This window comes from Bradyrhizobium yuanmingense, from assembly GCF_029167105.1.
Classification (GTDB): domain Bacteria; phylum Pseudomonadota; class Alphaproteobacteria; order Rhizobiales; family Xanthobacteraceae; genus Bradyrhizobium; species Bradyrhizobium yuanmingense_A.
Genome location: NZ_JARFML010000007.1, coordinates 175,500 through 200,103, shown reverse-complemented (window position 1 = coordinate 200,103; position 24,604 = coordinate 175,500). Strand labels below are relative to the sequence as shown.

Here is a 24,604-nt window from a genome sequence, read left to right as displayed (position 1 = left end):
AATGGTCGAAAAGTTCAGTCAGCAGAGAGACCTGTTCGAGAGCGAGCGCAGTTTCCGGCTGCTGGTTGAGGGGGTTGCCGACTACGCCCTCTACATGCTCGACCCCAACGGGATCATCACCAGCTGGAACATCGGGGGCGAACGCATCAAGGGTTACTCCCCCGAGGAGATCCTCGGCCAGCATTTTTCCCGTTTCTACACCGAGACCGACCGCGCCAATGGCAAGCCGGCGCGGGCGCTCGGCATCGCGCGGGACAAAGGCCGATACGAGGAGGAAGGCTGGCGCGTCCGTAAGGACGGCACGTTCTTCTGGGCGAGCGTCGTGATCGACCCGATCTACGAGGACGGCAGGCTGATCGGCTTCGCCAAGATCACACGCGACATCACAGAGCGCCGCAATGCCCAGCTCAAGCTCGAGGCGATGCAGAAGCAGCTGGCCGAGTCGCAGAAATTCGATGCGCTCGGGCAGCTCACCGGCGGGGTAGCCCACGACTTCAACAATCTTCTGATGATCATCAGCGGCAGCCTTCACATCCTGAAGAAAGGCGCCGCCGACGACCCCAGGCTCGAGCGAGCCATCTCGGCGATCGACACCGCGACCAAGCGCGGCGCAGCGCTGACCAACCAGCTTCTCACCTTCGCGCGGCGGCAAAGCGTCAACCCGCAGGCAATCGATTTTACCGAACGCGTCGCGGCGATCCGCGAGGTGCTCGACGCGGGCGTCGGCAGCTCCGTGCGTCTCGCCTTCGACATCCACTCCGACACCTGGCCGATCAAGGCCGACGTCTCCGAGCTCGAGACCGCGCTGCTCAATCTCGTCATCAATGCCCGCGACGCGATGCCGGACGGCGGCACGGTGACGATTGGGGCGCGCAACGTCGTGCTGAACGAGGCGCCCCTCGTCGGCGATTTCGTCGCAGTCGACGTCCGCGATACCGGGCTCGGAATTCCTTCCGATGTTCTCGACAAGATCTTCGAGCCGTTCTTCACGACCAAGCCGATCGGAAAGGGCACGGGCCTCGGCCTTTCGCAGGTCCACGGCTTCGCCCACCAGGCCGGCGGCACGGTGAAGGTCGCGAGCGAGCTCGGCAAGGGCACGACGTTCACCATCGTCCTGCCGCGCGGCACAGATATGCGCCCGCAGGAGACGCCGGGAACGGCGCTCCGCGGCAGCGGCACGGTGCTGCTGGTCGAAGACAATCCTGACGTCGCGCTGGTCAGCATCGGTCTTTTGGAGCAGCTCGGCTACCAGGTGCGCCGTGTCGCCGATGCCGAAGCGGCATTGCGCGAGATCGAGAGCGCCGGCGTCGACTTCGTGTTCTCGGACATCGTCATGCCCGGCAAGATGGACGGCCTCAGCCTCGCCCATCGCCTCCGCCAGATCCGTCCCGGCCTCCCGATCTTGCTCGCCACCGGCTACAGCGAGGTCGCCGCCGGCGTGCGCGGCGATTTCCCGATCCTGCGCAAGCCCTACGAGATCCACGAGCTGAGCGAGGCGATCGCGAAACTGCCGAGGTGACGGCTTCTTCACTCTCCCCGCGTGCGGGGCAAGGGGATCGATACACATCACACCGTCGGCAGCACCGAAAACGCCTCCCCTGCCCTGCGCAAATTCAGCTCATCAACGCTTGCCGTCTCGCTGGTGACACTGTCGACGCGCGAGGACGGCGGCCCGTGGCGGCACAGCGCGACCATGTCGGCAACGTGCGTCGGCACGCCAGCGAAAAGCGCTTCTACGCTGCCGTCGCGGCGGTTGCGGACCCAGCCTTCGAGCCCATACGCGGTGGCCTGCGACTCTACCCAGGCTCGATAACCGACGCCCTGCACGCGGCCGCGGATCATGACCTGGAGAATCGCCCGGCTCATGTCTTCTTCCATCCGAGCAAATCGGAGCTGCGCGCCTTGACCGCGGCCTCGCGCGTAACGCGCGCCATCAGCTCCGACGATGCCAGGCCCTTGAGGCTTTTTGGCGCCATGCCCTCGCGCAACGCCTTCTGTGTCTCGTAGACGGCTTGCGTCGTGGCGGCGATCGGCGCATGGCCCTGCAGAGCGACGCGCACGCGCTGACTTGCGAGGTAATCGGGCTCGTTCAGTTCCTCCGGCGCCCCCCCGAGCACGATCGGCAGGCGCGTCGCGGTGCTAACCGCCTCAAGCTCGGCGCGCGACTTGATGCCGGTGAAAAACAGCGCATCGACGCCGGCGGCCTCATAAGCCTGGGCGCGGCGCACCGCATCCTCGATCGAGGTGATCGCGGCTGCGCCTGTGCGGCCCATGATGACCAGCGAGGGATCGCTGCGGCCGCCAAGCGCCGCCTCCATCTTGCCGACACCTTCCTCCAGCGAGATCAGCTGCGCCTTCGTCTCACCGAATGCGGCCGGCAACAGTGTGTCCTCGATGGTGAGGCCGGCCGCGCCCGACGTCTCCAGCTCCTGCACCGTCCGGCGCACGTTCAGTGCATTGCCATAGCCGTGATCGGCATCGACGAGCACCGGCAGCGCCGAGGCCCGCGACATCCGCCGCATCTGCTCGGCAAGCTCGGTGAGCGTGATCAGCGTGACATCGGGATCGCCGAGCACAGCGAGCGAGGCCACCGATCCGCCGAACATGCCGAGCGGAAAGCCGAGATCCTCGGCAATGCGGATCGAGATCGCGTCATAGACCGAGCCGGGATGGACGCAAGTGTCGGCCGACAGGATGGAGCGAAGTTTCTCGCGGCGGGAACGAAAGGCCATGTTTGCCTCACTCTCAATTCCTCATCCTGAGGAGCGCGTTCTTGCGCGCGTCTCGAAGGATGAAGGCCCGGCTGTTGGCCTCGCCCTTCGAGACGCCGCGCTGGCGCGGCTCCTCAGGGTGAGGGTCTACTATTGCGCTTTGGCGCGCTTACGCGAACTCCAAAATCAGCGCGTCCACCGCGAGTGTCGCGCCGGCGCTGGCGTGGATCTTCTTCACGGTTCCGTCCTGTTCGGCGCGCAGCACGTTCTGCATCTTCATGGCTTCGACCACCGCCAGGGTCTCGCCGGCCTTGACCTCCTGCCCCTCGCTCACCGCGATCGAGACGACGAGGCCCGGCATCGGGCAGAGCAGCTTCTTGCCGCTGTCGGAGGCCGTGGTCACCGGCATCAGCCGCGCGGAGGCCGCCTCGGCCTCGGTCCAGACATAGACCGGCACCTCGACGCCCTGATGCGCGAGGCGAATGCCGTTGGCGATCGGGCGGGCCTGAACCGCCACGAACTGCCCGTCGATGGTGCCCTGCCAGACCGGATCGCCCGGCTTCCACGGCGACTGCAACAGATGCGTGTTGCCGGCCTTGCCGTCGGCGTCGATGAAGCGGATCGCGATCGCCTCGCCCTCGCGCGTGATCTCGAGCAGGATCTCCTGGCGATCGAGCCAGACCGCGCGACGCCGCTCGCGCTGCACGACGCGGCCGCCCATCTGGCCGGAGATCTGCCGCTTGCGCGCTCCGAGCACGTGATCGATCGCGGCGCCGACCGCGGCGATGCGACGCGCGACCTCGCCCTCGGGCACACGCACCGCAAAACCCTTGGGGAATTCCTCGGCGATGAAGCCGGTCGAGAGCCGTCCCTCGCGCCAGCGCGGATGATGCATCAAGGCCGACAGGAACGGGATGTTGTGGCGGATGCCATCGACATAGAACGAGTCCAGTGCAGTCGCCTGCGCCTCGATCGCTGCCGCGCGTGAGGGCGCATGGGTGACGAGCTTGGCGATCATCGGATCGTAATGGATCGAGATCTCGCCGCCCTCCTGCACGCCGGTGTCGTTGCGGATGGTGATGCCCTCGTGGCTGGCTTCCGCCGGCGGGCGATACTTCACGAGACGCCCGATCGAGGGCAGGAAGTTGCGGAAGGGGTCTTCCGCATAGAGACGCGATTCCACCGCCCAGCCGGTCAGCGTGACGTCCTTCTGCGCGATGGCGAGTTTCTCGCCGGCGGCGACCCGGATCATCTGCTCGACCAGGTCGATGCCGGTGACGAGCTCGGTGACGGGATGCTCGACCTGCAGACGCGTGTTCATCTCCAGGAAGTAGAAGCTCTTGTCCTGGCCGGCGACGAACTCGACGGTGCCGGCGGAGTCGTAGTTCACGGCCTTGGCCAGTGCCACCGCCTGCTCGCCCATCTTGCGGCGCGTCGCCTCGTCGAGCAGCGGCGACGGCGCCTCCTCGATGACCTTCTGGTTGCGGCGCTGGATCGAGCATTCGCGCTCGCCGAGATAGATCACGTTGCCATGCTTGTCGCCCAGCACCTGGATCTCGATGTGGCGGGGATCGACGATGAACTTTTCGACGAAGACGCGGTCGTCGCCGAACGAGGCCTTGGCCTCCGCCTTGGCGAGGTTGAAGCCCTCGGCGACCTCGGCCTTGGAATGGGCGATGCGCATGCCCTTGCCGCCGCCGCCGGCGGAGGCCTTGATCATGACGGGGTAGCCGATCTCGTCGGCGATGCGGACCGCGTGCTTGTCGTCCTCGATGACGCCGAGATAGCCCGGCACGGTCGAGACTTTTGCTTTTGCGGCGGCCTTCTTGGACTCAATTTTGTCGCCCATCGCCGCAATGGCGGCCGGATTGGGGCCGATGAAGACAATGCCGGCCGCCTCCAGCGCGCGCGGAAACGCCTCGCGCTCGGACAGGAAGCCGTAGCCGGGATGCACAGCCTCGGCGCCCGTCTTCCGGCAGGCCTCCACGATCTTCTCGATCACCAGGTAGCTCTCGGCCGCGGCCGGCGGGCCGATCAGCACCGCCTCGTCGGCCATCTCGACATGGAGGGCATCGCGGTCGGCCTCGGAATAGACCGCGACCGTCTGAATTCCCATCTTGCGGGCAGTCTTGATGACCCGGCAGGCGATTTCGCCGCGATTGGCGATCAGAATGCGTTTGAACATGCTTTTCTTGAGTCTCGACCTTGGGCGGGACCCTTCCCTGGCCGTTGGGGCCTTTGGGAGGGGCCGTGTGGCTCCCGTGGTACATCAAAATGGGCCGGAGGCAACGGTCTAAATCGGGCCGCCTTTGGCGTACCAGCGCAAGACCGAAATGGGCCCGGCGCGCCTGCCGTGCGGCATCCCTAGGACTTTCCGGCCTTGGCCGCGTCCCGGACCAGGTCATGAATGAAGCCCAGCTTGCCGACCACCGCGGGCGACAGGATGAAGGGATAGAGGTCGCGCAGGCCCATGGCGCGGTTGACGCTGTTCATGGCGAAGGTGAAGGGCAGCCATGCGTTGACCAGCGCCTCGACCTCCCTGGCCTCGTACGGGTTGAAGCGGATGCGCGCCGTCAGCTCCCCGTCGCGGTCGACCTTGGGACGCACCTCCATGCCGAACTCGGCGGCCATTTCCAGGGCATCCACGATGTGGAGGTAATGCGCCCATGTCTCGGCAAAATCCTCCCATGGATGTGTCGTGGCATAGGCCGAGACGTAGTTCTGCTGCCAGTCCGGCGGCGCGCCCTCGGCATAATGGCGCTGTAGGGCCTGGCCGTAATCGGCGCTATCGTCGCCGAAGACGGCGCGGCACTGGTCGAGCTTGCCGCCATCGCGCACCAGCACATCCCAGAAGTAATGTCCGACCTCGTGGCGGAAATGCCCGAGCAGCGTCCGGTAGGGCTCGCCCATCTCGAGCCGGCGCCGCTCGCGCTCGATGTCGTCGGCCTCGGTCAGCGCGATCGTGATCAGGCCGTTGTCATGGCCGGTCATGACCTTCTCGCCGCTGTGCGGATCGTCGGCGAGGAAGTTGAAGATCAGGCCATGCTCGGGATTGTCCTGGCGAGTCTGGAGCGGCAGCTTCCAGCGGATCAGGGAATAGAACAGCCGGTGCTTGGCCACCTCCAGCTCGCGCCAGCCGGCGAGCTGCGCCGGATCCGAAAGGTTTGGCACTGTCCCATTGTGACGGCAGGCGCGGCAATAGCCGGTGCTATCGCCTGCGTCGGTCAGCCAGTTGCAGGCGTCGTACTCGGCATTCCGGCACAGCATCCGGCTCTCGCCCTTGTCGGCGAGGATGGCCCAGGCGTCTCCGTCGGCCTCGATCGCCGACATCGTCTCCTTCTCCGGCAGGAAGGCGATCCGATGGCCGCAGCGTTCGCAGGCGCGGTTCTCGAAATAGAGGACGTTGCCGCAGGCCTGGCAGATAAAGAGCTTCAAGATTTAGCCTCGTGGGAAAGGAAAGCTTATGCGCGCGCTGGCGCCTCGCGACGACGCCTCAATCCGCCAATCGTTCCAGTATTCGGAACAAATTGCCAGACCGGACGTTGCCGCCGCGTACTTCTCCACGTTCAGGCACGCGCCCCCATTTCCCGGCACCACCTGCCCTCTAAACAATGGCCATCACGCTCCGTCTGTGTGAATATCGGTCCGGCACGTGCGCACCTGCATGACAACGGCCGATGCCTTGAACGATCCCTTGCCTGAGACCATCGCCGCCGAAAGGCTGCGCCAGCACCTCGAAGACGTCGCGCGCGAGCGCGACAACGCCTATCGCGCGCTGCAGGAGCGCGAGGCCGAGCTGGCGCGCATCCAGCGCATCGGGAAGGTCGGCGGCGTCGAGGTCGATTTCCGCGAAGGCTTCAAGAACCGACGTTCGCCCGAATATCTGATGATCCACGGCCTTCCGCCGGAAGCCGCCGAGGAGACGCACGAGGATTGGGTCAACCGTATCCATCCCGACGACCGCGACGCCACCGTCAAGCATTTCTTCGAAGCTCTCGCCGGAGCGAGCGAAGACTATAGCGCCGAATACCGCATCATCCGCCCCAGCGACGGCGAGACCCGCTGGATCCGCGTAGTCGCAAAGATCGAGCGCGACAAGGACGGCCGCGCCATCCGGCTCGTCGGCGCCCATATCGACATCACCGATCAGGCGCTGGCGCGCGAGACGCTGCGCGAAAGCGAGGAGCGCTTCCGGCTGATCGCCGACAGCGCGCCGGTGCCGATCTGGGTCACCAAGCTCGACCGCAAGCGGTCCTTCGCCAACCAGGCCTATGTCGATTTCGTCGGCCTGCCCTACGATCAGGCCATCGACTTCGACTGGCGCAAGGTGCTGCATCCCGACGACCTGCCGCACGTGCTGCAGCAATCCGTCCAGGGTGAAGCGTCCCTCAAACCCTTCGTGCTGGAAGCGCGCTACAAGAACGCCGGCGGCGAATGGCGCTGGCTGCGCTCGGAATCGCAGCCGCGCTGGGATGCGACCGGCAAGCATATCGGCTTCATCGGAGTCGCCCACGATGTCACCGTCGCCAAGCAGGCCGAGATCGAGCTCCGGCGGCTGAACGAGACGCTGGAAGAGCGCATCGCCGAGCGCACCGCCGAGCTCGAAGCCAACGAGGCGCGGCTGCGCGCGATCCTGGAGACCAGCAATCAGTATCAGGGCCTGGTCAATCTCGAGGGCCAGCTGGTCTACGCCAACAAGACCGCGCTCGCCGGCATCAACGCGAGCTCGTCCGACGTAATCGGCAGGCCGTTGTGGGAGACTCCCTGGTTCAGCGCGACGGAAGGCATGGGCACGCTGGTGCGCGAAGCCTTCGACACCGTGCTCAGGGGCGAAGCGGTGCGGCTGGAGATGCGCCTTCGCCTTCCTATCGGCGAGCGCGATTTCGACTTCGGCATGCGTCCCGTGCTCGACCGCCAGGGCAACATCACCGGCGCCGTGCCCGAGGCGGTGGACATCACCGAGCGACGCCGCGGCGAGGAAGCGCTGCGGCAGTCGCAGAAGATGGAGGCGATCGGCCAGCTCACCGGTGGCGTCGCGCACGACTTCAACAATCTCCTCACCATCATCCGCTCTGCGACCGATTTCCTGCGCCGCCGCGAGTTGCCGGAGGAGCGCCGCCGACGCTACGTCGACGCCATCTCCGACACGGTCGAGCGCGCCTCCAAGCTGACCGCGCAACTTCTGGCCTTCGCGCGCCGGCAACCGCTGAAGCCGCAGATCTTCGACGTCGGCAGCCAGGTCGAGGGCGTGGCGCAGCTGGTGCGGCCCCTGGTCGGCGCCCGCATCGAGATCGCCGTGGAGGTTCGGGACGCCGGTTGCTTCACGGTGGCCGACATCGCCCAGTTCGAGACCGCGCTGATCAATCTCGCCATCAACGCCCGCGATGCCATGGACGGCGAAGGCCGCCTCACCATCGCCGTGCGCAAGGTCTCGGGAATACCGAGCCTGCGCGCACAATCGGCGCGCCGCGGCGACTATGTCGCGATCTCCGTCACCGACACCGGCAGCGGCATCGCGCCGGAACATCTCGACTCGATCTTCGAGCCGTTCTTCACCACCAAGGAGGTCGGCAAGGGCACCGGCCTCGGGCTCAGCCAGGCCTTCGGCTTCGCAAAGCAGTCCGAGGGCGACATTGCGGTGACGAGCACGCAAGGTGAAGGTGCCACCTTCACCATCTACCTGCCGCAGGCGCAAAGCCCCACCACCGAGAATGAAGCAGCGGCGCTGAGCCACGAGGCGGCCACGACCGGGCGTGGCTATCGCGTGCTCGTGGTCGAGGACGACGACGAGGTCGGCCGCTTCTCCACCGAGCTCCTGGAGGATCTCGGCTATGTCGTGCGCCGCGTCGCCAATGCCAACGCGGCGCTGGCGATCCTGGGCGAGAACGAATTTGCCGTCGACCTCGTGTTCTCCGACGTCATCATGCCCGGCATGAACGGGGTCGAGCTCGCCGGCATCATCCGCGAGCGCTATCCAGGCCTGCCCGTGGTGCTCACCTCCGGCTACAGCACCGTGCTGGCCGAGAACGCCCACCGCGGATTCGAGCTGATCCAGAAGCCGTATTCGGTGGAATCGCTCTCGCGCATCCTGCGCAAGGCGATCATGGAGAAGCTGTCGGTGGCAAGGTGAGTGTCACATTCGCGAGAGCCGCCGCAAATTTCGTCATTGCGGGCGCAGAAGCAATGACCGCGCCATTGCGTCGCCCCAACTCGCTGGTGTGAAGTTGAAGGCGCGAACAATGATGCCGGATACCGGTTCTTGCCGCGGCGCGTCCCAGCCTCGATCGAGAAACCGATGTCCAGCGAATACCCCGATCAGGCAAGGCAGGCCGGCCGCGCCCTGGACGCGGCCAATTTCTTCCTTGCTGACGTCCGGGACGGGCTCGGCCCCTATCTCGCGGTCTACCTCCTCACCGAGCAGCACTGGGACGAGGCGCGCATCGGCCTCGTGATGTCGATCGCGACCATTGCCGGCATCGTGGCACAGACGCCTGCCGGTGCGCTCGTCGACGCGACCCGGGCAAAGCGGCTGGTGATGGTCACCGCTGCGGTCATGGTGACGGTGGCCTCGCTCTCGCTGCCGTTGTTTCCAGGCTTCCTGCCGGTCACGATCTCGCAAGGCCTTGCCCAGGCCGCCGCCGTCGTCTTTCCACCCGCGATCGCTGCCGTCTCGCTCGGTATCTTCGGCCACGCCGCGTTCACCCGACGGATCGGCCGCAACGAGACCTTCAACCATGCCGGCAATGCCGTTGCGGCCGCGCTGGCGGGTATCTCTGCCTATTGGTTTGGCCCGACCGTCGTCTTCTCCCTCCTCGGCGCGATGGCGATCGCAAGCCTCTTCAGCATCCTCGCGATCCCCGCTCGCGCCATCGATCACGAGCTGGCGCGCGGGCTGCTCGATGCGGGCAGAGATGCGCAGCGGGAAACGCCCTCGGGCCTTGGCGTGCTCCTGACCTGCCGCCCTCTCCTCGTCTTCGCGGTCTGCGTGCTGCTGTTTCACCTCTCGAACGCTGCGATGCTCCCGCTGGTCGGGCAGAAGCTCACGCTCCAGGACAAGCACATCGGCACCAGCCTGATGTCGGCCTGCATCGTCGCGGCGCAACTGGTGATGGTGCCGTTTGCCATGCTGGTCGGCGCACGCGCCAACAGCTGGGGCCACAAGCGCTTCTTCCTTGCCGCATTGTTGATCCTGCCGACTCGCGGCGCACTCTACACGCTCTCCAACAACCCATTCTGGCTGGTCGGCGTCCAGCTTCTTGACGGCGTCGGCGCCGGTATCTTTGGCGCGATCTTCCCGGTCATCACCGCCGACCTCATGCGCAACACCGGCCGCTTCAACGTCGCGCAGGGCGCGGTCATCACCGCCCAGAGCATTGGCGCGGCGCTATCGACGACTCTGGCCGGCCTCATCGTGGTCGGTGCCGGTTACAGCGCAGCGTTCGTCACGCTCGGCGCCGTCGCGGCGATCGGCGCGGTCATCTGCCTCGTTGCGTTGCCCGAGACGCGGCAAAGCGGCGACGACGACCCGCGCCCGCAGGGGAAGACAGCGGCGTCGGCTTCCGCTATCGCTGCCGAATGAACTGCCTGCATTCGAGGATCGACCGTGCCGTCTGACGCCATCTGGGCCTGGAGCATCATCGTCGTCGCGACCGCCTGCGTCATCATCCGGCCGTTTCGCCTGCCCGAGGCGATCTGGGCCGCCATCGGCGCGAGCGCCCTGGTGCTGTTTGGTTTGCTGCCTTGGCAGGACGCGCTGACGGGCATCGAGAAAGGCCTCGACGTCTATCTCTTCCTGATCGGAATGATGCTGATCGCCGAGCTGGCGCGGCTCGAAGGCCTGTTCGATTATCTGGCCGCGCTCGCGGTGGAATACGCACGCGGCTCGCCGCAGCGGTTGTTCCTGCTGATCTATCTCGTCGGCACGCTGGTGACCGTGCTGCTTTCCAACGATGCCACCGCGATCGTGCTAACGCCGGCCGTCTATGCCGCAACGCGCGCGGCCGGCGCGAAGCCGCTGCCTTATCTGTTCGTCTGCGCCTTCATCGCAAATGCCGCGAGTTTCGTTCTGCCGATCTCCAACCCCGCCAACCTCGTCGTGTTCGGCGCGCGCATGCCGCACCTGACGGAATGGCTACGCCTGTTCGCCTTGCCCTCGGCGGCGTCGATCCTGCTGACCTACATCGTGCTGCGCCTGACCCAGCACCGCGCGCTGAGGGAAGAGACGATCGCGCGCAGCGTGCCGCATCCCAAGCTCGGCCGCGGCGGCAAGCTCACCGCAATAGGCATCGTCGCGATCGGTATCGTGCTGATCACGGCGTCAGCGCTGGACAAGCAGCTCGGCCTGCCGACCTTCATCTGCGGCGCGGCGACGGCGGCGATCGTGCTGCTGATCAACCGGCAGTCGCCCTTGCCGGTGCTGCGCGGCGTCTCCTGGAGCGTGCTGCCGCTGGTCGGCGGACTCTTCGTCATGGTCGAAGCGCTGGTGAAGACCGGCGTGATCGCGCATCTCAGCGCGCTGCTGCAGCAGGCGGTGGCGCAATCCGCGACGAAAGCCGCCTGGAGTGTCGGCATCGCCACCGCGCTCGCCGACAACATCGCCAACAATCTCCCGGTCGGTCTCGTCGCCGGCTCGGTCGCCGCCAGCGATCATCTGCCCGCGCCGGTGGTCAGCGCTATCCTGATCGGCGTCGATCTCGGCCCCAATCTGTCGGTCACCGGCTCGCTCGCCACCATCCTCTGGCTGGTCGCGCTCCGCCGCGAGAAGATCGAAGTCGGCGCCTGGCCGTTCCTCAAGCTCGGCCTGCTGGTGACGCCGCCGGCCCTGATCGCGGCGTTAGCCGCGGCAATCATGTAAGCGCGGCGGAACGAAATTCTCCCGATCGCGGCGATGGCCGCGACCGGGAATCGCTTCGTCAATCGTTCTCGTAGCCGTAGACTTCCGGCAGGATGAAGATCGCGGCAAGCAGGCCTACCAGCGGGAAGATCGCGACCATCAGCGTGGCATTCGCCTGCCCGATCGCGGCAAACACCGTTGGGAACAGGAAGATCGCCAGAAACGACGGCAGCTTCACGAACATGTAGGCGAAGCCGCTTGCGGTGCCCCGATATCGCGGACGGGCAACCATGGTCGGAATCGTCATGCAGTTCGACGCGTCCCAATAATGGCCCCAGAGCATGCCGGCGGCGGCGAACGGCAGCAGGATCTTGTTGTCGGTGTAGAGCGCGAAGGCCGCGACCAGGAGCGACACCAGCACGATGGAGAAGCCCGCGATCGCGATGCCGCGATGGCCGATCTTCGGCGTCAGCAAGGGTCCCACCCAGCCCGACAGGGCGGCGAAAGAAAACAGCGCCATCGTCACCACATTGATGCCGAGCACGCTCGAGACGCCAACCATCACGAACAGCACCGGCAGATAGAACGCGAAGGTCGAGAACTCGCTCGCCTGGGCGAAACAGGCGATCCAGCCATAGAGGGTGGCGCGCCAGCGAATCGGATCCTTCCTGAGGTCGGCGAGGAATGCGCGTGTGCTGGTCTTCGGCACCTCCACGTCCCGATCCGGCAGCATGTCGAGGTTGTCGTTGAACATCTCGCGCGCGACCTGCTTGGCCTCGCGGTAGCGGCCCTTTTGCACCAGCCACACCGCCGTCTCGGGCACGTCGTGGCGCATGATCAGGATGATCAGCGCCGGCACCGCGCCGAGACCGAGCGTCACGCGCCACAGCATCTCGTGGTTCATGTCGGTCAGGAGGAAGATCACGATGACGCCGATGGTGAGCACTTCGCCGACGGCGAACATGAACTGCCAACGGTTGCCCATGACCTCGCGCTCGCCCTTGGCCATGGATTCCATGATGTAAGTGTAGCCGGTCGAGATGTCGGAGCCGAGCGGAATGCCGAGCAGAAAGCGGATCACGACGAGCCAGCCGACGCTGGGCACGAAGGCCTGCGCCAGCGCCAGCACGATGAACAGCACCATCGTCACCAGGAACATCACGCGGCGGCCGATCTTGTCGGACAGCCAGCCGCCGAGCAGCGCGCCGATCAGCGCGCCGCCTTGCGTGCCGGCGGCGGCGAGGCCGAGCATCAGCGGATCGGGATTGTACTGTTCCTTGATGAAGATCAGCACGAAGGCAATGGAATAGAGGTCCCAGGCCTCGACCAGGATGGAGGCCATCATCAGCCAGCCGACCTTGTTGCCCTTGGGACTGTAGTTCGTGATGAGGTAGCGGACCGCGGCTTCGCTCGCGGTCGCCTGTGGCATCGCCATCGTTGACATTCTTCTTCCTTTCTTCAGAACTCTCTGAAGCGCGATGAGATCAGGATCTCATCGCGCTTCAGCTTATTGTTTTGAGCATGATCTTTTCGGAGAACCGCTGCACACTCGGATCACGCTCTACGTGCCGAGCAGCGGCTCGATGCTGCAATCGAGCAGGCGCGGATCGATCCCCGCCTCCATGCCCGTAAACATCTCGCCCATGTAGTCGATCAGTGCGTCGCTCGCCTTCACCGCGTCCTCGACGCGGCGGTTGGCGACGGCAGCAAGAATGGCGAGATGGTGATCGATCGTGCCTGACAGATCCGCCTGCCCCGGCATGAAGCGATGGTGGATGTAGCCGATGCGGCGATACAGCGTGTGCAGCGGCCGCATCGTATGCACCAGGAAAGGTTCGCCGGCCGCCTCCAGCACCAGCGCATCGATGCGGCGGTCGATATGATTGAATTCGTCGAGCGTCAGGCTGGCGCGGCGCTCGCGCAGCAGACGCTCGATGTGCAGCGCCTGATTTCGATGCGACAGGCTGGCACGATCGGCCGCAAGGCGGATCACGAAACGCTCCATGTCGCGGCGCAAGTCCAGCAGCATGCGCTCGCGCGCCAGATCGATCGGCGCGATGTTGAGGCCATGACGCGGCCGGATGATGATGAGGGTGTCGGCGGAGAGACGATTGACGGCGTGATGCACCGGTGTACGCCCGAAGCCGGTGATCTGCTGCAATTCCAGCATCGTCATGAACTGGCCGGGCTTGAGCTCGCAATGAACCAGGAGCTCTTCGATCCTTTGATAGGCCAACTCGAAGAAGTTGAGACGGTTGCTACGGGAGCGCCGGCTTCCGCCGTCCTCGTCGTCCTTCACCACTTCGAGCGCGCGCTTGCGTCGTGCCATGTCGTTTTCTCCCGTCAGCCCGCGCTCTCGTTGCAGGATGGCGCCTTGTTGTGGCACCCCTAAAACATGTTGTGATATATTACAAGCAAGCGTAAGACGTCGGCACGCCCTACAGCATGCTGCAGTGCAAAATGAGACGTCGGGCGCAAAGCGCCTTTCGATGGGAGGATGTTGCCGTGAAGATCACGTCGATCGAGACATTGCGCACCGAGGAATTTTCTAACGTCATCTGGGTCCGCATCCACACCGACACTGGACTGATCGGTCTCGGCGAAACCTTCTATGGCGCGGGCGCGGTCGAAGCGCAGATCCACGACACTTTTGCCGGTCGCCTGCTCGGCCGCAATCCCCTGCATATCGAGGCGATCCATCGCGACATGCTGAACCTGCCGATGGCGCAGTCCTCCACCGGCGTCGAATACCGTGCGGCGTCAGCGATCGACATCGCGCTGTGGGATCTGTTCGGCAAGGTCTGCGGCCAGCCGGTGCACCAGATGCTGGGCGGCCTCTGCCGCGACAAGCAGCGGATCTACAACACCTGCGCCGGCACGCAATATGTACGCTCGACCAATATCAGCCCGGTGGCCAATTGGAATCTCGGCGCCTCCAAGGGGCCTTATGAAGATCTCGACGGCTTCATGAACCACGCCGATGCGCTCGCCGAAAGCCTGCTCGAAAGCGGCATCTCGGCGATGAAGATCTGGCCGTTCGATCCCGCCGCGCAGGAGAACAAGGGCCTCTACATCACCGCCGCACAGATGAAGCAGGCGATCGAGCCGTTCGAGAAGATCCGCAAAGCCGTCGGCGACAAGATGGAAATCATGGTCGAGCTTCACTCGCTCTGGAATCTTCCGACCGCCAAGCAGATCGCCCGTGCGCTCGAGCCCTACAAGCCGACCTGGTACGAGGACCCGATCCGGATGAACTCGCCGCAGGCGTTGGCCGAATATGCCCGTTCGACCGACGTCTGGGTCTGCGCCAGCGAGACGCTGGGCTCGCGCTTCCCCTACAAGGACATGCTCGACCGCGATGCCATGCACGTGGTGATGGCTGATCTGTGCTGGACCGGGGGTCTCACCGAAGGCCGCAAGATCGCGGCAATGGCCGAGACCTATCACCGGCCTTTTGCTCCTCATGACTGTATTGGCCCGATCGGCTTCATCGCCGCCATCCACATGTCCTTCAGCCAGCCCAACACCCTGATCCAGGAATCCGTGCGCGCCTTCTACAAGGGCTGGTACAATGAGCTCGTCACCACGATGCCCACCATCACGGACGGCTATGTCTTTCCGATGGAAGGCCCCGGCCTGGGTGTCGACCTCCTGCCTGCCGTCTTCGAGCGCACCGATCTCACCGTGCGCCGCTCCAACGTCTGAGGAATTCTTGAGATGAGCACTTCCCTCTTCGATCTCTCCGGCCGCACCGCGCTCGTCACCGGCTCCTCCCGCGGCCTCGGCCGCGCCATTGCCGAGGGCATGGCCAAGGCCGGCGCCAAGATCATCATCAACGGCGTCGATCCCAAGCGCGTCGAGCAGGCCGTCGCCGAGTTTCGCGCCGCCGGCCATCAGGCCGAAGGCGCCGCCTTTGACGTCACCGACGAGCCCGCAATCGTCGCCGCCTTCGAGCGCTTCGACCGCGAAGGGCTCGCCGTCGACATCCTCGTCAACAATGCCGGCATCCAGCACCGCAAGCCGCTGGTGGAGTTCACCACCGACGAATGGCGCAAGGTGATCGAGACCAACCTCACCAGCGCCTTCGTGATCGGCCGCGAGGCGGCCAAGCGCATGATTCCGCGCAAGCACGGCAAGATCGTCAATATCGGCTCGCTCGGCAGCGAGCTCGCCCGCCCCACCATCGCGCCCTACACCGCGGCCAAGGGCGGCATCAAGAACCTGACCCGTTCGATGGCGGTGGAATGGGCCCAGCACGGCATCCAGGCCAATGCGATCGGCCCGGGCTACATGCTGACCGACATGAACGAGGCACTGGTCAACAACGCCGATTTCAACGCCTGGCTGATGGGCCGTATCCCCTCCAAACGCTGGGGCAAGCCGGATGAGCTGGTGGGCGCCGCGATCTTCCTCGCCTCGGATGCGTCGACTTACGTCAACGGCCAGATCATCTATGTCGATGGCGGCATGATCGCCGCGATGTGATCGCCAAGACTACGAAGGAGCAAGCCATGCGCGCCGTCGTCATCCACGCCCCGAAGGACCTGCGGATCGACAATTATGCCGATCCGGCGCCCGGCCCAGGCGAGGTTCGCGTCAAGATCGCCAATGGCGGCATCTGCGGCTCCGACCTGCACTACTACCATCATGGCGGCTTCGGTGTCGTGCGGATCGAGCAGCCGATGGCGCTGGGCCATGAGATCGCCGGCGTCGTTGCTGACGTCGGTGACGGCGTCGCCAATGTCAGCCCGGGCACGCGCGTCGCGGTCAACCCGAGCAAGCCGTGCGGGGCTTGCCTGCATTGCCAGGAAGGCATGCGCAACCAGTGCCTCGACATGCGCTTCCTCGGCAGCGCGATGCGCTTTCCCCATGTGCAGGGCGGCTTTCGCGAGTTCATCACGGTCGACGCGACGCAGGCCGTGCCGATCTCGGACAAGCTGTCGCTGGCGGAAGCCGCAGTCGCCGAGCCGCTTGCGGTGTGCCTGCATGCCGGCAAGCAGGCCGGTCCCCTGCTCGGCAAGCGCGTGCTGATCACCGGCTGCGGTCCAATCGGTGCGCTGATGATTCTGGTCTCGCGTTTCGGCGGCGCGTCGGAGATCGTTGTCACCGATGTGGCGGAGGCGCCGCTCGCGGTCGCCAAGAAGCTCGGCGCCACGCATGCAATCAACGTCGCGGCCAATGCCACTGCGCTCGATCCCTGGCGCGCCGGCAAGGGCGTGTTCGACACGCTGTTCGAGGCCTCCGGCAACCAGGCCGCGCTCCGCACCGCGCTCGACGTGCTCAGGCCCGGCGCGACGCTGGTGCAGCTCGGCCTCGGCGGCGAGATGACGCTGCCGATCAACTCCATCGTCGCCAAGGAATTGCAACTGCGCGGTACGTTCCGCTTCGATCCCGAGTTCGAGCTCGCGGTGCGCCTGATGGGCGAAGGCCTGATCGACGTCAAGCCGCTGATCACGGCCACCATGCCGTTCGAGAACGCCGTCGCTGCCTTCGAGCTCGCCAGCGACCGCTCGCAGTCGATGAAGGTGCAGCTTACTTTCTAGCAGCCTCGGTGGCCTGCTGACTCTCGATCAGCCGCTCTCGGACCAGCCGCACGGCGCCGCGTTTCCAGGAATAGTCCGCACCGAGGCGCAGGCCGCTGTCGCCGCGCGCCAGCACCGCGCCGGTGCTGGCATCGCGAACCTGGAAGCCGAGCGTGTATTCGGTGCGGCTGACGCGGCGCACCACGCCGATCAGTGATTGGTCTGCGCCGAGCTTGCGCGCAATGGAGGCCTCGCAGCCGCCGCAATCCCGCAAAGCGCCCGCCTTGCCCGCCTCGGCGCCGACCTCGACGACGTGGTAACGGCCGGATTGGCCGAGCGCCTCGCGCACACCGCCAGTGACCTCCGCGAGATAAGACGCATCTGACGCAGCGGACGCGCCCGCTGAGGCGGCCGTCATGTCCTCGAGCTCGAAATCGAACACAGCCAGCGCGACCGGCGCAGGCGTGCCGAGCGCGGCCATGACCTCGCGGGACACGAACATCTGGGCGCGCTCCCATGCTTGGTCATTGTCGCCGCGGAAGCTGTAGAGCTTGTCCAGCACGAGCGTCTTGGTGCCAACGTCGATCACGGCAACCTTGGCCCATTGCACCAGCGTGCTCGTCTTCTGAATGCCGCCGACCACCTTGAACGCCGCTCCGTCCTGAGCGGATCGCACCAAGCGATAGCGCTGGTCTGCCTCGATGTCCCTTCGAAGCGCGGCCATGAACGCCGCCAGCCGCCGCTCGTGGGCGGCAGTCTGGTCGGTCGGCTCGCCCGAAGTGTCGGTGTAGCTGAAATCGTCCATGACAACGCCGATGGCGGCCTGCGCGGCCAGGGGCGAGCAAGAGAGGACGAAGAGGAGGCACGCAGAGAGAACCAGCCGGGAGCGGTGCATGAACGGACCTCGTGGATGGAACGCAAATCTGAACGGGGGCGCCTGAGCTCCGCAGCCGTCACCATCCCGACCAACGCCGGGAAAATTTCACGACGTTGCAGTGCGGCAAGTCGGGAACGCTTCCCGCCGTCGGCGTTCTGCCCTTTAATGAGGACGCGACAAGCCCGTTCGCACCAGGTGCAAGCCGATGTGGAATCGCCCGAGATTCGATCTCAAGGTCCGTCTGACGCTGCGCGTGGCCGCAATATCGGCCGCCTGCTTCGCCGCGATCTCCACCTATTTCCTCGTCACCGCCGATAGCGCCGCGCATGCGCGCATCGACGGGATCGCCGCCATCGTGGCGAAGACGCTGGAGCTGCAGCAAGGCAAGATGCAGTGGGCGGCGAGCCCCCGATCTGATTTTCCGGACCTCGACCCGGTCTCGGCCCATGTGATGACGCCCGGCCTCTGCCTCGGCTTCCGCAGCGCGAGCGGCGAGATGCTGCAGCGTTTCTGCAGCGGCGCGCCTGCCCCGGCCAGCCCGCCGCCGCAAGCCTTCGCCGCCTTCTATCGCAGCCTGTTCGACCCCGGCCGCGAGGCGGCGCGGCCCGTGATCGTGCGCGGAACCAAGCTCGGCGAGACCGTGGTCTCGATCGATCCAGCGGTGCAGACGGCGGAGGCCTGGCACGAGGCCGGCCGGCTCATGATCGCACTTGCGGTCGCGCTGCCGCTGCTCTGCGCGCTGGTCTATGCCGCACTGGCCCGCGCCCTGCGCCCCACCCGCATGATCGGCAGCGGCCTCGAACGCATCGCCGCCGGTGACCTCACCACCCGGCTGCCGCCGTTCGATCTCGCCGAGCTCTCCGCCATCCGCGACGTCTTCAACCATCTCGCCGAAAGCCTCGACACTGCGCTTGCCGAGCGCAACGAGCTGACGCGGAAGCTGATCGCGCTCCAGGACGAGGAGCGCCGCCATCTCGCCCGCGAACTGCACGACGAATTCGGCCAGTCGCTCGCCGCGATCCGCGCACTGGCCGCATCCGCCCGCCAGACCGCGGCGCAGGACTGTCCCGACTTGTTGGGCGAATGCGACAGCATCGCCCGCACCGCGACCGGCATGATGGAGACGCTGCGCGGTGCGCTGTTCCGGCTGCGGCCGCCCGATGTCGACGAGCTAGGCCTCGTCGCCAGCCTCGAAGGCCTGGTCTCGGGGTGGAACGGCCGCAGCCGCGGCCAGCCGCGCTTCGAGATCCGGTTCGAGGGCGCCTTCGACAGCGTGCCCGCCGACGTCAGCGCCAATCTCTACCGGATCGTGCAGGAGGCGCTCACCAATGCGGCCAAGCATGCCGGCGCAACAAGGGTCAGCCTGCATCTGACGGCGACCGGAAGCGAGATTGCCCTCGTGGTCGAGGACGACGGCCGGCCGAACGAGGCTTCGGCCAAATCGGGCATGGGCCTGCTCGGCATGCGCGAGCGCGTCGCCGCGCTTCGCGGCAGGCTCAGTTTCGAGACCAGCCCTCACGGCTCGGCGCTGCGCGTCTTCATTCCGCTCGCGGCTACCGCGTCTGAGGCCCTGGAGCATGCGGCATGAGTGCGGCGGATGCGACCATCCTGCTGGTCGACGACCATTCCGTCGTCCGTGAGGGCTATCGCTCGGTGCTGCAGAAGCAGCCGGGCCTGCGCGTCATCGCCGAGGCGGCCGACGGAGCGGAAGCCTATCGCCTCTACAAATCCGAGACGCCCGACCTCGTCATCATGGACCTCAGCATGCCCGGTATCGGCGGCATCGAAGCCGTCAGGCGGATCAGGCAGTGGGACAAGGCGGCGCGAATCCTCGTCTTCACCATGCACGAGAACGCCGGCTTTGCCGTGCAGGCGATCCGCGCCGGCGCGAGGGGTTACGTCACCAAGACCAGCCCGCCCGAGAGCCTGGTGCGCGCGGTCAAGGACGTGCTCGCCGGCAAGATTGCCATCAGCCCCGACATCGACCACGAGCTTGCGCTCAGCCGCATCAGCGGCGAGAGCTCCGCCGCCGACGTGCTGACGCCACGCGAGTTCGAGGTGCTGCGGCTGCTGCTCGCCGAGAACACGACGGAGGAGATCGCCGAGACGCTGCATGTCAGCCCGAAGACGGTGGCGAACCTGCACTCGCTGATCAAGGACAAGCTCGGCGTCGGCTCCGACATCGAGCTGGTCCGGCTGGCGCTGCGCCAGGGGATCTTGACGGAGGTCGATCTCGGCGAAGCCTGAGCTGCGCCGCGGCGCGTTATTCGCGCACGACCATCTGGTCCAACCACGCGCAATTGAGCGGCGGCACGCGCGGATCGGCGACGCGCACGCCGCGGGCAGCCGCGTCGAGCCGCATGTCGCGCAATCGCGTGCGCTGCTCTTCCGGCATATGCAGCCGCTCGTGGCCCCACAGGGAGGGCCCATCAAAGGTCTCGTGCGGCTGCCAGGTCTCGGGGTCGATGACGCGTCCGCCCCAGCCGTACTCGATGAAGAAGCCGGACGGCGTATTCACGTAGAACGAGGTCATGTGATCATTGGTGTGCCGGCCCAGCGTGTAGGCGATACGTCCCTCGTCCATCTGCGCGAGATCGTAGCCCTGCCCGACATCATCGAGGCAGCCGAGCTCGACCATAAAATGATGCATCGCCTTCCGCCCCGAGCCGACCATCGCAAAGGAATGGTGGCGGCCGTTGACGTGGAAGAAATAAAGCCCGTAGGGCTTCAGCCCGAAATCGGAGACGTGAAAGCCGAGCACGTCGCGATAGAACGGCAACAGCGGCTCGACATTCTCCACATTGAGCACGACATGCCCCATGCCGAGCGGCCCGGTGCGGAAGCCCGAGATCGGGCGGCCCGGCCTAAACGGCTCGTCCGCAAGCTCCGGCTTGCAAAAGGCCTCCAGCCGGTTGCCGGCTGGGTCGGCAAACGCGATCAGCTCGGCGACATGCCGCTCGTCGGCGAGTGCGCGCGAGCCCCTCGCCACCGTGATGCCATGGCTTTCCAGCCGTCCTGCCAACCTGTCCAGCTCGGCGGTCGAGGGAACTTCCCATCCCATCACCGCGAGGCCGGCATCGCTGCCGCCATCGACGATCAGCCGCTGCTTGCGGTCGTCCATGCGGAAGGCCCGCATCTTGCCGCCGCGATCGACCTGCTGCATGCCGAGCAGCCCGGTCGCCATCCGGCTCCACTGCTCGAGCTGGGATGAACTGATTCCGATATAGCCGAGCGCTGCGATTTCCATCGAACTCCTCCCGAAGGCGACGCGATCACCGTACTGCGGCGAGCTTGATACCGGCCGCGCGCGATCCTACGGTGGCGTTCCGCAATCGCCTCGCGTTCGCAGGCGACAATAAGCGCGCCGCGATGTGCCACAAGGGAGGAAATAGGAAGTGTCCAAGGAGCGGACGCGGAACGGCCAGCCTCGGCAGTCTGAGGGCGTCCGCGCCTTCAAGCGCGGGCTCGACGTGCTGCACGAGGTCAACCGCTCCGGCGGCATCCGCGCCGGCGACGTCGCCCGCGCGCTCGACCTGCCCCGACCCACCGTCTACCGCCTCCTCGAAACCCTGGAGGAGCTCGGCTATATCGCCCGCAGCGCCAGCGACGACCGATTTCGGGTCACCCGGCGTGCCCTAAGCCTCGGCGACGGCTACGATCCCGGCGTGGTGATCTGCCAGGCGGCGGCGCCTTATCTCGCCGATCTCAGCAAGAAACTGGTCTGGCCCGTTGATCTCTCGACTTACGAGAACGCGGCGATGGTGGTGCAGGAGACCACGCACTCTCGCAGCCCCCTTTCGATCGATCGCGGCATGATCGGCAAGCGCCTGCCGATGCTGCGCACGTCTGCGGGCCGCGCCTATCTCGCCGCCTGCCCGGCGCGCGAACGCGATCTCATCATCAATCATCTCCGCCGCATCGATGAGGCCGACGACCGCCCCTTCCTCGACCAGGGCCGGCTCGACCGCATGATCGCCGAGACCGCGGCGCGAGGTTACGCCATCCGCAGCGAGGGCGAATACAATCCCAAGACGGCTTCGATTGCCGTTGCCATCGTGCGGGACGGCGCCGTATTCGGCTGCATCTCGATCATCTGGATCCGCTCGGCGCTTGGGATCGAGGAAGCGATCGCGCAGTTTGCGAGCCAGCTGCTGGAAACGGCGTCGGCCATTCCTGTTGCGGAATAGAGGCCGTCCGCTGGGCGGACACTTGCCACGCCGGCGTTGAAGCGCCGGCCCTGCTTGGGGAAGAGATACCCCATGCAAGATAAATCCACCCCGGAAGAGTTTGACGTCGTGATCGTCGGCCGCGGGCCGGTTGGCGCCACGCTCGCGAACCTGCTCGGTCTGTGCGGCGTGCGGACGCTGGTGCTGGAGCGCGAGGCACGGACCTATCATTTGCCGCGAGCCGTGCATTTCGACGATGAATGCATGCGCGTGTTCCAGACCATCGGGCTTGCCGATGCGATTCTGCCGCACGTCATTCTAAGTCCCGGCATGCTGTTTCTCGATGCGGCCGGTCGCATGCTGCTGGACTGGTCCCGTCCGCAGACGCCGACGCCGATGGGCTGGCATCTCAGCTACCGCTTCCACCAGCCGGATCTGGAGGACGTGCTGATCGGCGGCCTCGCCCGCTGGCCGCACGTCACCTTGCGCAACCGCTGCGAGGTGTTCGCGCTCGATCAGGACGAACACGGCGTGCGCGTCCGCTGCGAAGACCTCTCCAACGGGAGGCTCAGCGAGATCCACGCCGCGTACGTGATCGGCTGCGACGGCGCCCGCTCGCTGGTGCGCCGCTTCATCGGCTCGGGGATGGACGACCTCGGCTTCCACGAGCGTTGGCTGGTGATCGACGTTCTGCTCAAGCGCGCGCGCGACGACCTCGGCGACTACAGCCTCCAGCATTGCGATCCCAGGCGGCCCGCAACTTACGTGCGCGGCACCGGCATGCGGCGCCGCTGGGAGATCACGGTTCTCCCGGACGAGGATTCGCAGGACGTTGCGCAACCCGCGAAGGTCTGGGAGCTGCTGTCGCGCTGGATCACGCCGGACGATGCCGAGATCGAGCGCGCCGCGGTCTACACGTTCCATTCGGTCATCGCGCAGCAATGGCGGAACGAGCGATTGCTGCTCGCGGGCGATTCCGCGCACCAGACCCCGCCGTTCCTCGGCCAGGGCATGTGCGCCGGCATTCGCGATGCCGCCAACCTCGCCTGGAAGCTGGCGAGCGTGATCCGCGACGGCGCCGCGCCCGATCTGCTCGACACCTATCAGAGCGAACGGCTGCCGCATGTACGCGAGTTCATCGAGCTCGCCATTCGCCTCGGCGGTGTCATCAACACCAAGGCGATCGAGGCCGGCCTTGCCGCCGGCGAAGCGCGCGAGAACGCGCCGGTCAAGCTGGACGTGAAGAAGCCCCTGCTCGGCCCCGGACTAGAGTTCGGCGACCTGCCGCTCGCCGGACATCTGGCGCCGCAGTTCACGTTGACCGACGCCAGCCGCAGCGATGACCGGACCGGCTACAACCACGTGCTGCTCGTCGAGACGGCGGCGGCACTCTCATCGCGTCTCGCGCTGTCGCAGACGGAGATCAAGATCCTGACCAGCGACGATGCCAACGGCCTTGGGCCCTGGCTGCGCGAGCACGGCATCATCGCCGCACTCGTTCGTCCCGACCGTTACATCCGCGGCTCCGCCCGCAATGGGGCCGAGCTCGACCGCCTCATCGCCGCCATCGCGCCTCCAACCCGAATTCCTTCAGCCCAAGCGCCCTCCGCGGCCTGACCGAACCCTCTCAAGGACATTTCATGAAACTGCTCTCATTCAGTGTGGACGGACGCCCCACCTTCGGCGCCGTCAAGGACAACGGCATCGTCGATCTCGGCGCGCGGATGGCGGGGTGCGCCACGCTGCGGCAGCTGCTCGAAGCCGGTCGGCTCGCCGAGGCGGCAAGGCTCACCGCCTCCGCGGACTCCGATCAGCCGCTCGACAAGATCAGCTTCGCGCCCGTGATCCCCGATCCCGGCAAGATCATCTGCGTCGGCCTCAACTATCGCGATCACGTCGCCGAGACCGGCCGCACCGTCACCGAAAAGCCGGCGCTGTTCGCGCGCTTCGCCTGTAGCCAGGTCGGCCATCTCCAGCCCATCGTGAAACCGGGGGTGAGCGACGACTTCGACTATGAGGGCGAGCTCGCGCTCGTCATCGGCAAGGCGGGCCGTCACATCCCCCCTGGCCGCGCGCTCGACCACGTCGCCGGCTATTCCTGCTACAACGAAGGCAGCATCCGCGACTGGCAGCGCCACACCAGCCAATTCCTCGCCGGCAAGACCTTTGCCGAGAGCGGCAGTTTCGGTCCGTGGCTGGTGACGACCGACGAAATTCCGGATCCGTCAAAACTCACCTTGCAGACAAGGCTGAACGGCAAGGTCGTGCAGGACACCACGACGGATCTCCTGATCACCGCCATCCCCGAGCTGATCGCCTACGTCTCCACGATCTGTCCGCTCGTGCCCGGAGACGTCATTGTCACGGGCACGCCGGGCGGTGTCGGCGCCAAGCGCACGCCGCCGCTGTGGATGCGCCCCGGCGACACCGTCGAGGTCGAGATTTCCGGCATCGGCATCTTGCGCAACACGGTGATCGCCGAACCGGCCTGACCG

Annotated in this window: 20 protein-coding genes; 12 read left to right on the top strand and 8 right to left on the bottom strand. The window is 66.0% G+C overall.

The window, feature by feature from the left end:
• Nucleotide 1 precedes the first annotated feature (1 nt).
• Nucleotides 2–1,519, top strand: a complete 1,518-nt coding sequence (locus P0R31_RS11945; RefSeq protein WP_275514225.1) for a PAS domain-containing sensor histidine kinase — start codon at nucleotides 2–4, stop codon at nucleotides 1,517–1,519.
• A 47-nt stretch (nucleotides 1,520–1,566) separates the two neighbouring features.
• On the opposite strand, the gene P0R31_RS11940 is transcribed toward P0R31_RS11945, so the two are convergent.
• From P0R31_RS11940 to P0R31_RS11925, 4 genes are all read right to left on the bottom strand, one after another.
• Nucleotides 1,567–1,866 carry an acylphosphatase gene (locus tag P0R31_RS11940; protein WP_275514224.1) on the bottom strand — a complete coding sequence of 100 codons (300 nt, stop codon included), beginning with the start codon at nucleotides 1,864–1,866 and terminating at the stop codon, nucleotides 1,567–1,569.
• Nucleotides 1,863–2,732 carry an isocitrate lyase/PEP mutase family protein gene (locus P0R31_RS11935; protein ID WP_275514223.1) on the bottom strand — a complete coding sequence of 290 codons (870 nt, stop codon included), beginning with the start codon at nucleotides 2,730–2,732 and terminating at the stop codon, nucleotides 1,863–1,865. The genes P0R31_RS11940 and P0R31_RS11935 overlap by 4 nt, the downstream gene beginning before the upstream one ends.
• A 148-nt stretch (nucleotides 2,733–2,880) precedes the next feature.
• Entirely contained in the window at nucleotides 2,881–4,896 is a 2,016-nt protein-coding gene (locus tag P0R31_RS11930) for an acetyl/propionyl/methylcrotonyl-CoA carboxylase subunit alpha (protein ID WP_275514222.1), read from the bottom strand.
• A gap of 179 nt (nucleotides 4,897–5,075) precedes the next feature.
• Nucleotides 5,076–6,146 (bottom strand): zinc-binding metallopeptidase family protein, encoded by a 1,071-nt coding sequence (locus P0R31_RS11925; RefSeq protein WP_275514221.1) that lies wholly within the window; start codon nucleotides 6,144–6,146, stop codon nucleotides 5,076–5,078.
• A gap of 217 nt (nucleotides 6,147–6,363) precedes the next feature.
• Here P0R31_RS11925 and P0R31_RS11920 point away from each other — a divergent pair, with 217 nt between their 5' ends.
• The 3 genes from P0R31_RS11920 (at nucleotide 6,364) to P0R31_RS11910 (ending at nucleotide 11,565) form a co-directional block, all read left to right on the top strand.
• The gene (locus P0R31_RS11920) at nucleotides 6,364–8,841 is read left to right on the top strand and encodes a hybrid sensor histidine kinase/response regulator (protein ID WP_275514220.1); all 2,478 of its coding nucleotides are present in this window, start codon (nucleotides 6,364–6,366) and stop codon (nucleotides 8,839–8,841) included.
• A 165-nt stretch (nucleotides 8,842–9,006) separates the two neighbouring features.
• Entirely contained in the window at nucleotides 9,007–10,290 is a 1,284-nt protein-coding gene (locus tag P0R31_RS11915; protein WP_275514219.1) for an MFS transporter, read from the top strand.
• Between the two features lie 24 nt (nucleotides 10,291–10,314).
• Nucleotides 10,315–11,565: an arsenic transporter gene (locus P0R31_RS11910; protein WP_275514218.1), complete on the top strand. Its 1,251-nt coding sequence runs from the start codon at nucleotides 10,315–10,317 to the stop codon at nucleotides 11,563–11,565.
• A 58-nt stretch (nucleotides 11,566–11,623) separates the two neighbouring features.
• On the opposite strand, the gene P0R31_RS11905 is transcribed toward P0R31_RS11910, so the two are convergent.
• On the bottom strand, nucleotides 11,624–12,988 hold the full coding sequence (locus P0R31_RS11905; protein ID WP_275514217.1) for an MFS transporter: 1,365 nt from the start codon (nucleotides 12,986–12,988) through the stop codon (nucleotides 11,624–11,626).
• A 117-nt stretch (nucleotides 12,989–13,105) separates the two neighbouring features.
• Nucleotides 13,106–13,873, bottom strand: a complete 768-nt coding sequence (locus P0R31_RS11900; protein WP_275514216.1) for a GntR family transcriptional regulator — start codon at nucleotides 13,871–13,873, stop codon at nucleotides 13,106–13,108.
• A gap of 176 nt (nucleotides 13,874–14,049) precedes the next feature.
• On the opposite strand from P0R31_RS11900, the gene P0R31_RS11895 reads away from it, so the two are divergent.
• The 3 genes from P0R31_RS11895 to P0R31_RS11885 are packed head-to-tail and all read left to right on the top strand — an operon-like array spanning nucleotide 14,050 to nucleotide 17,087.
• Nucleotides 14,050–15,249, top strand: a complete 1,200-nt coding sequence (locus tag P0R31_RS11895; RefSeq protein WP_275514215.1) for a mandelate racemase/muconate lactonizing enzyme family protein — start codon at nucleotides 14,050–14,052, stop codon at nucleotides 15,247–15,249.
• A 12-nt stretch (nucleotides 15,250–15,261) separates the two neighbouring features.
• Complete coding sequence (locus P0R31_RS11890) at nucleotides 15,262–16,029, top strand: glucose 1-dehydrogenase (protein ID WP_275514214.1); 768 nt, start codon at nucleotides 15,262–15,264, stop codon at nucleotides 16,027–16,029.
• Between the two features lie 26 nt (nucleotides 16,030–16,055).
• Nucleotides 16,056–17,087: an L-idonate 5-dehydrogenase gene (locus P0R31_RS11885; RefSeq protein ID WP_275514213.1), complete on the top strand. Its 1,032-nt coding sequence runs from the start codon at nucleotides 16,056–16,058 to the stop codon at nucleotides 17,085–17,087.
• Here the strand turns inward: P0R31_RS11885 and P0R31_RS11880 are convergent.
• Nucleotides 17,077–17,961 (bottom strand): DUF3280 domain-containing protein, encoded by an 885-nt coding sequence (locus P0R31_RS11880; protein ID WP_275514212.1) that lies wholly within the window; start codon nucleotides 17,959–17,961, stop codon nucleotides 17,077–17,079. The genes P0R31_RS11885 and P0R31_RS11880 overlap by 11 nt on opposite strands.
• Before the next feature lie 187 nt (nucleotides 17,962–18,148).
• Between P0R31_RS11880 and P0R31_RS11875 the strand changes: the two genes are divergently transcribed.
• Both P0R31_RS11875 and P0R31_RS11870 read left to right on the top strand, forming a co-directional pair.
• Complete coding sequence (locus P0R31_RS11875; RefSeq protein WP_275514211.1) at nucleotides 18,149–19,531, top strand: sensor histidine kinase; 1,383 nt, start codon at nucleotides 18,149–18,151, stop codon at nucleotides 19,529–19,531.
• Nucleotides 19,528–20,190 (top strand): response regulator transcription factor, encoded by a 663-nt coding sequence (locus P0R31_RS11870; RefSeq protein WP_275514210.1) that lies wholly within the window; start codon nucleotides 19,528–19,530, stop codon nucleotides 20,188–20,190. The genes P0R31_RS11875 and P0R31_RS11870 overlap by 4 nt, the downstream gene beginning before the upstream one ends.
• A gap of 16 nt (nucleotides 20,191–20,206) precedes the next feature.
• Here the strand turns inward: P0R31_RS11870 and P0R31_RS11865 are convergent, their stop codons facing one another.
• A complete protein-coding gene (locus P0R31_RS11865) occupies nucleotides 20,207–21,190 on the bottom strand; it encodes a VOC family protein (RefSeq protein WP_275514209.1) in 984 nt (327 codons plus the stop codon).
• A 148-nt stretch (nucleotides 21,191–21,338) separates the two neighbouring features.
• Here P0R31_RS11865 and P0R31_RS11860 point away from each other — a divergent pair, with 148 nt between their 5' ends.
• From P0R31_RS11860 to P0R31_RS11850, 3 genes are all read left to right on the top strand, one after another.
• Entirely contained in the window at nucleotides 21,339–22,130 is a 792-nt protein-coding gene (locus tag P0R31_RS11860) for a DNA-binding transcriptional regulator (protein WP_275514208.1), read from the top strand.
• Between the two features lie 72 nt (nucleotides 22,131–22,202).
• A complete protein-coding gene (locus P0R31_RS11855) occupies nucleotides 22,203–23,726 on the top strand; it encodes a bifunctional 3-(3-hydroxy-phenyl)propionate/3-hydroxycinnamic acid hydroxylase (protein ID WP_275514207.1) in 1,524 nt (507 codons plus the stop codon).
• A gap of 23 nt (nucleotides 23,727–23,749) precedes the next feature.
• Nucleotides 23,750–24,601, top strand: a complete 852-nt coding sequence (locus P0R31_RS11850) for a fumarylacetoacetate hydrolase family protein (protein ID WP_275514206.1) — start codon at nucleotides 23,750–23,752, stop codon at nucleotides 24,599–24,601.
• Nucleotides 24,602–24,604 lie beyond the last annotated feature (3 nt).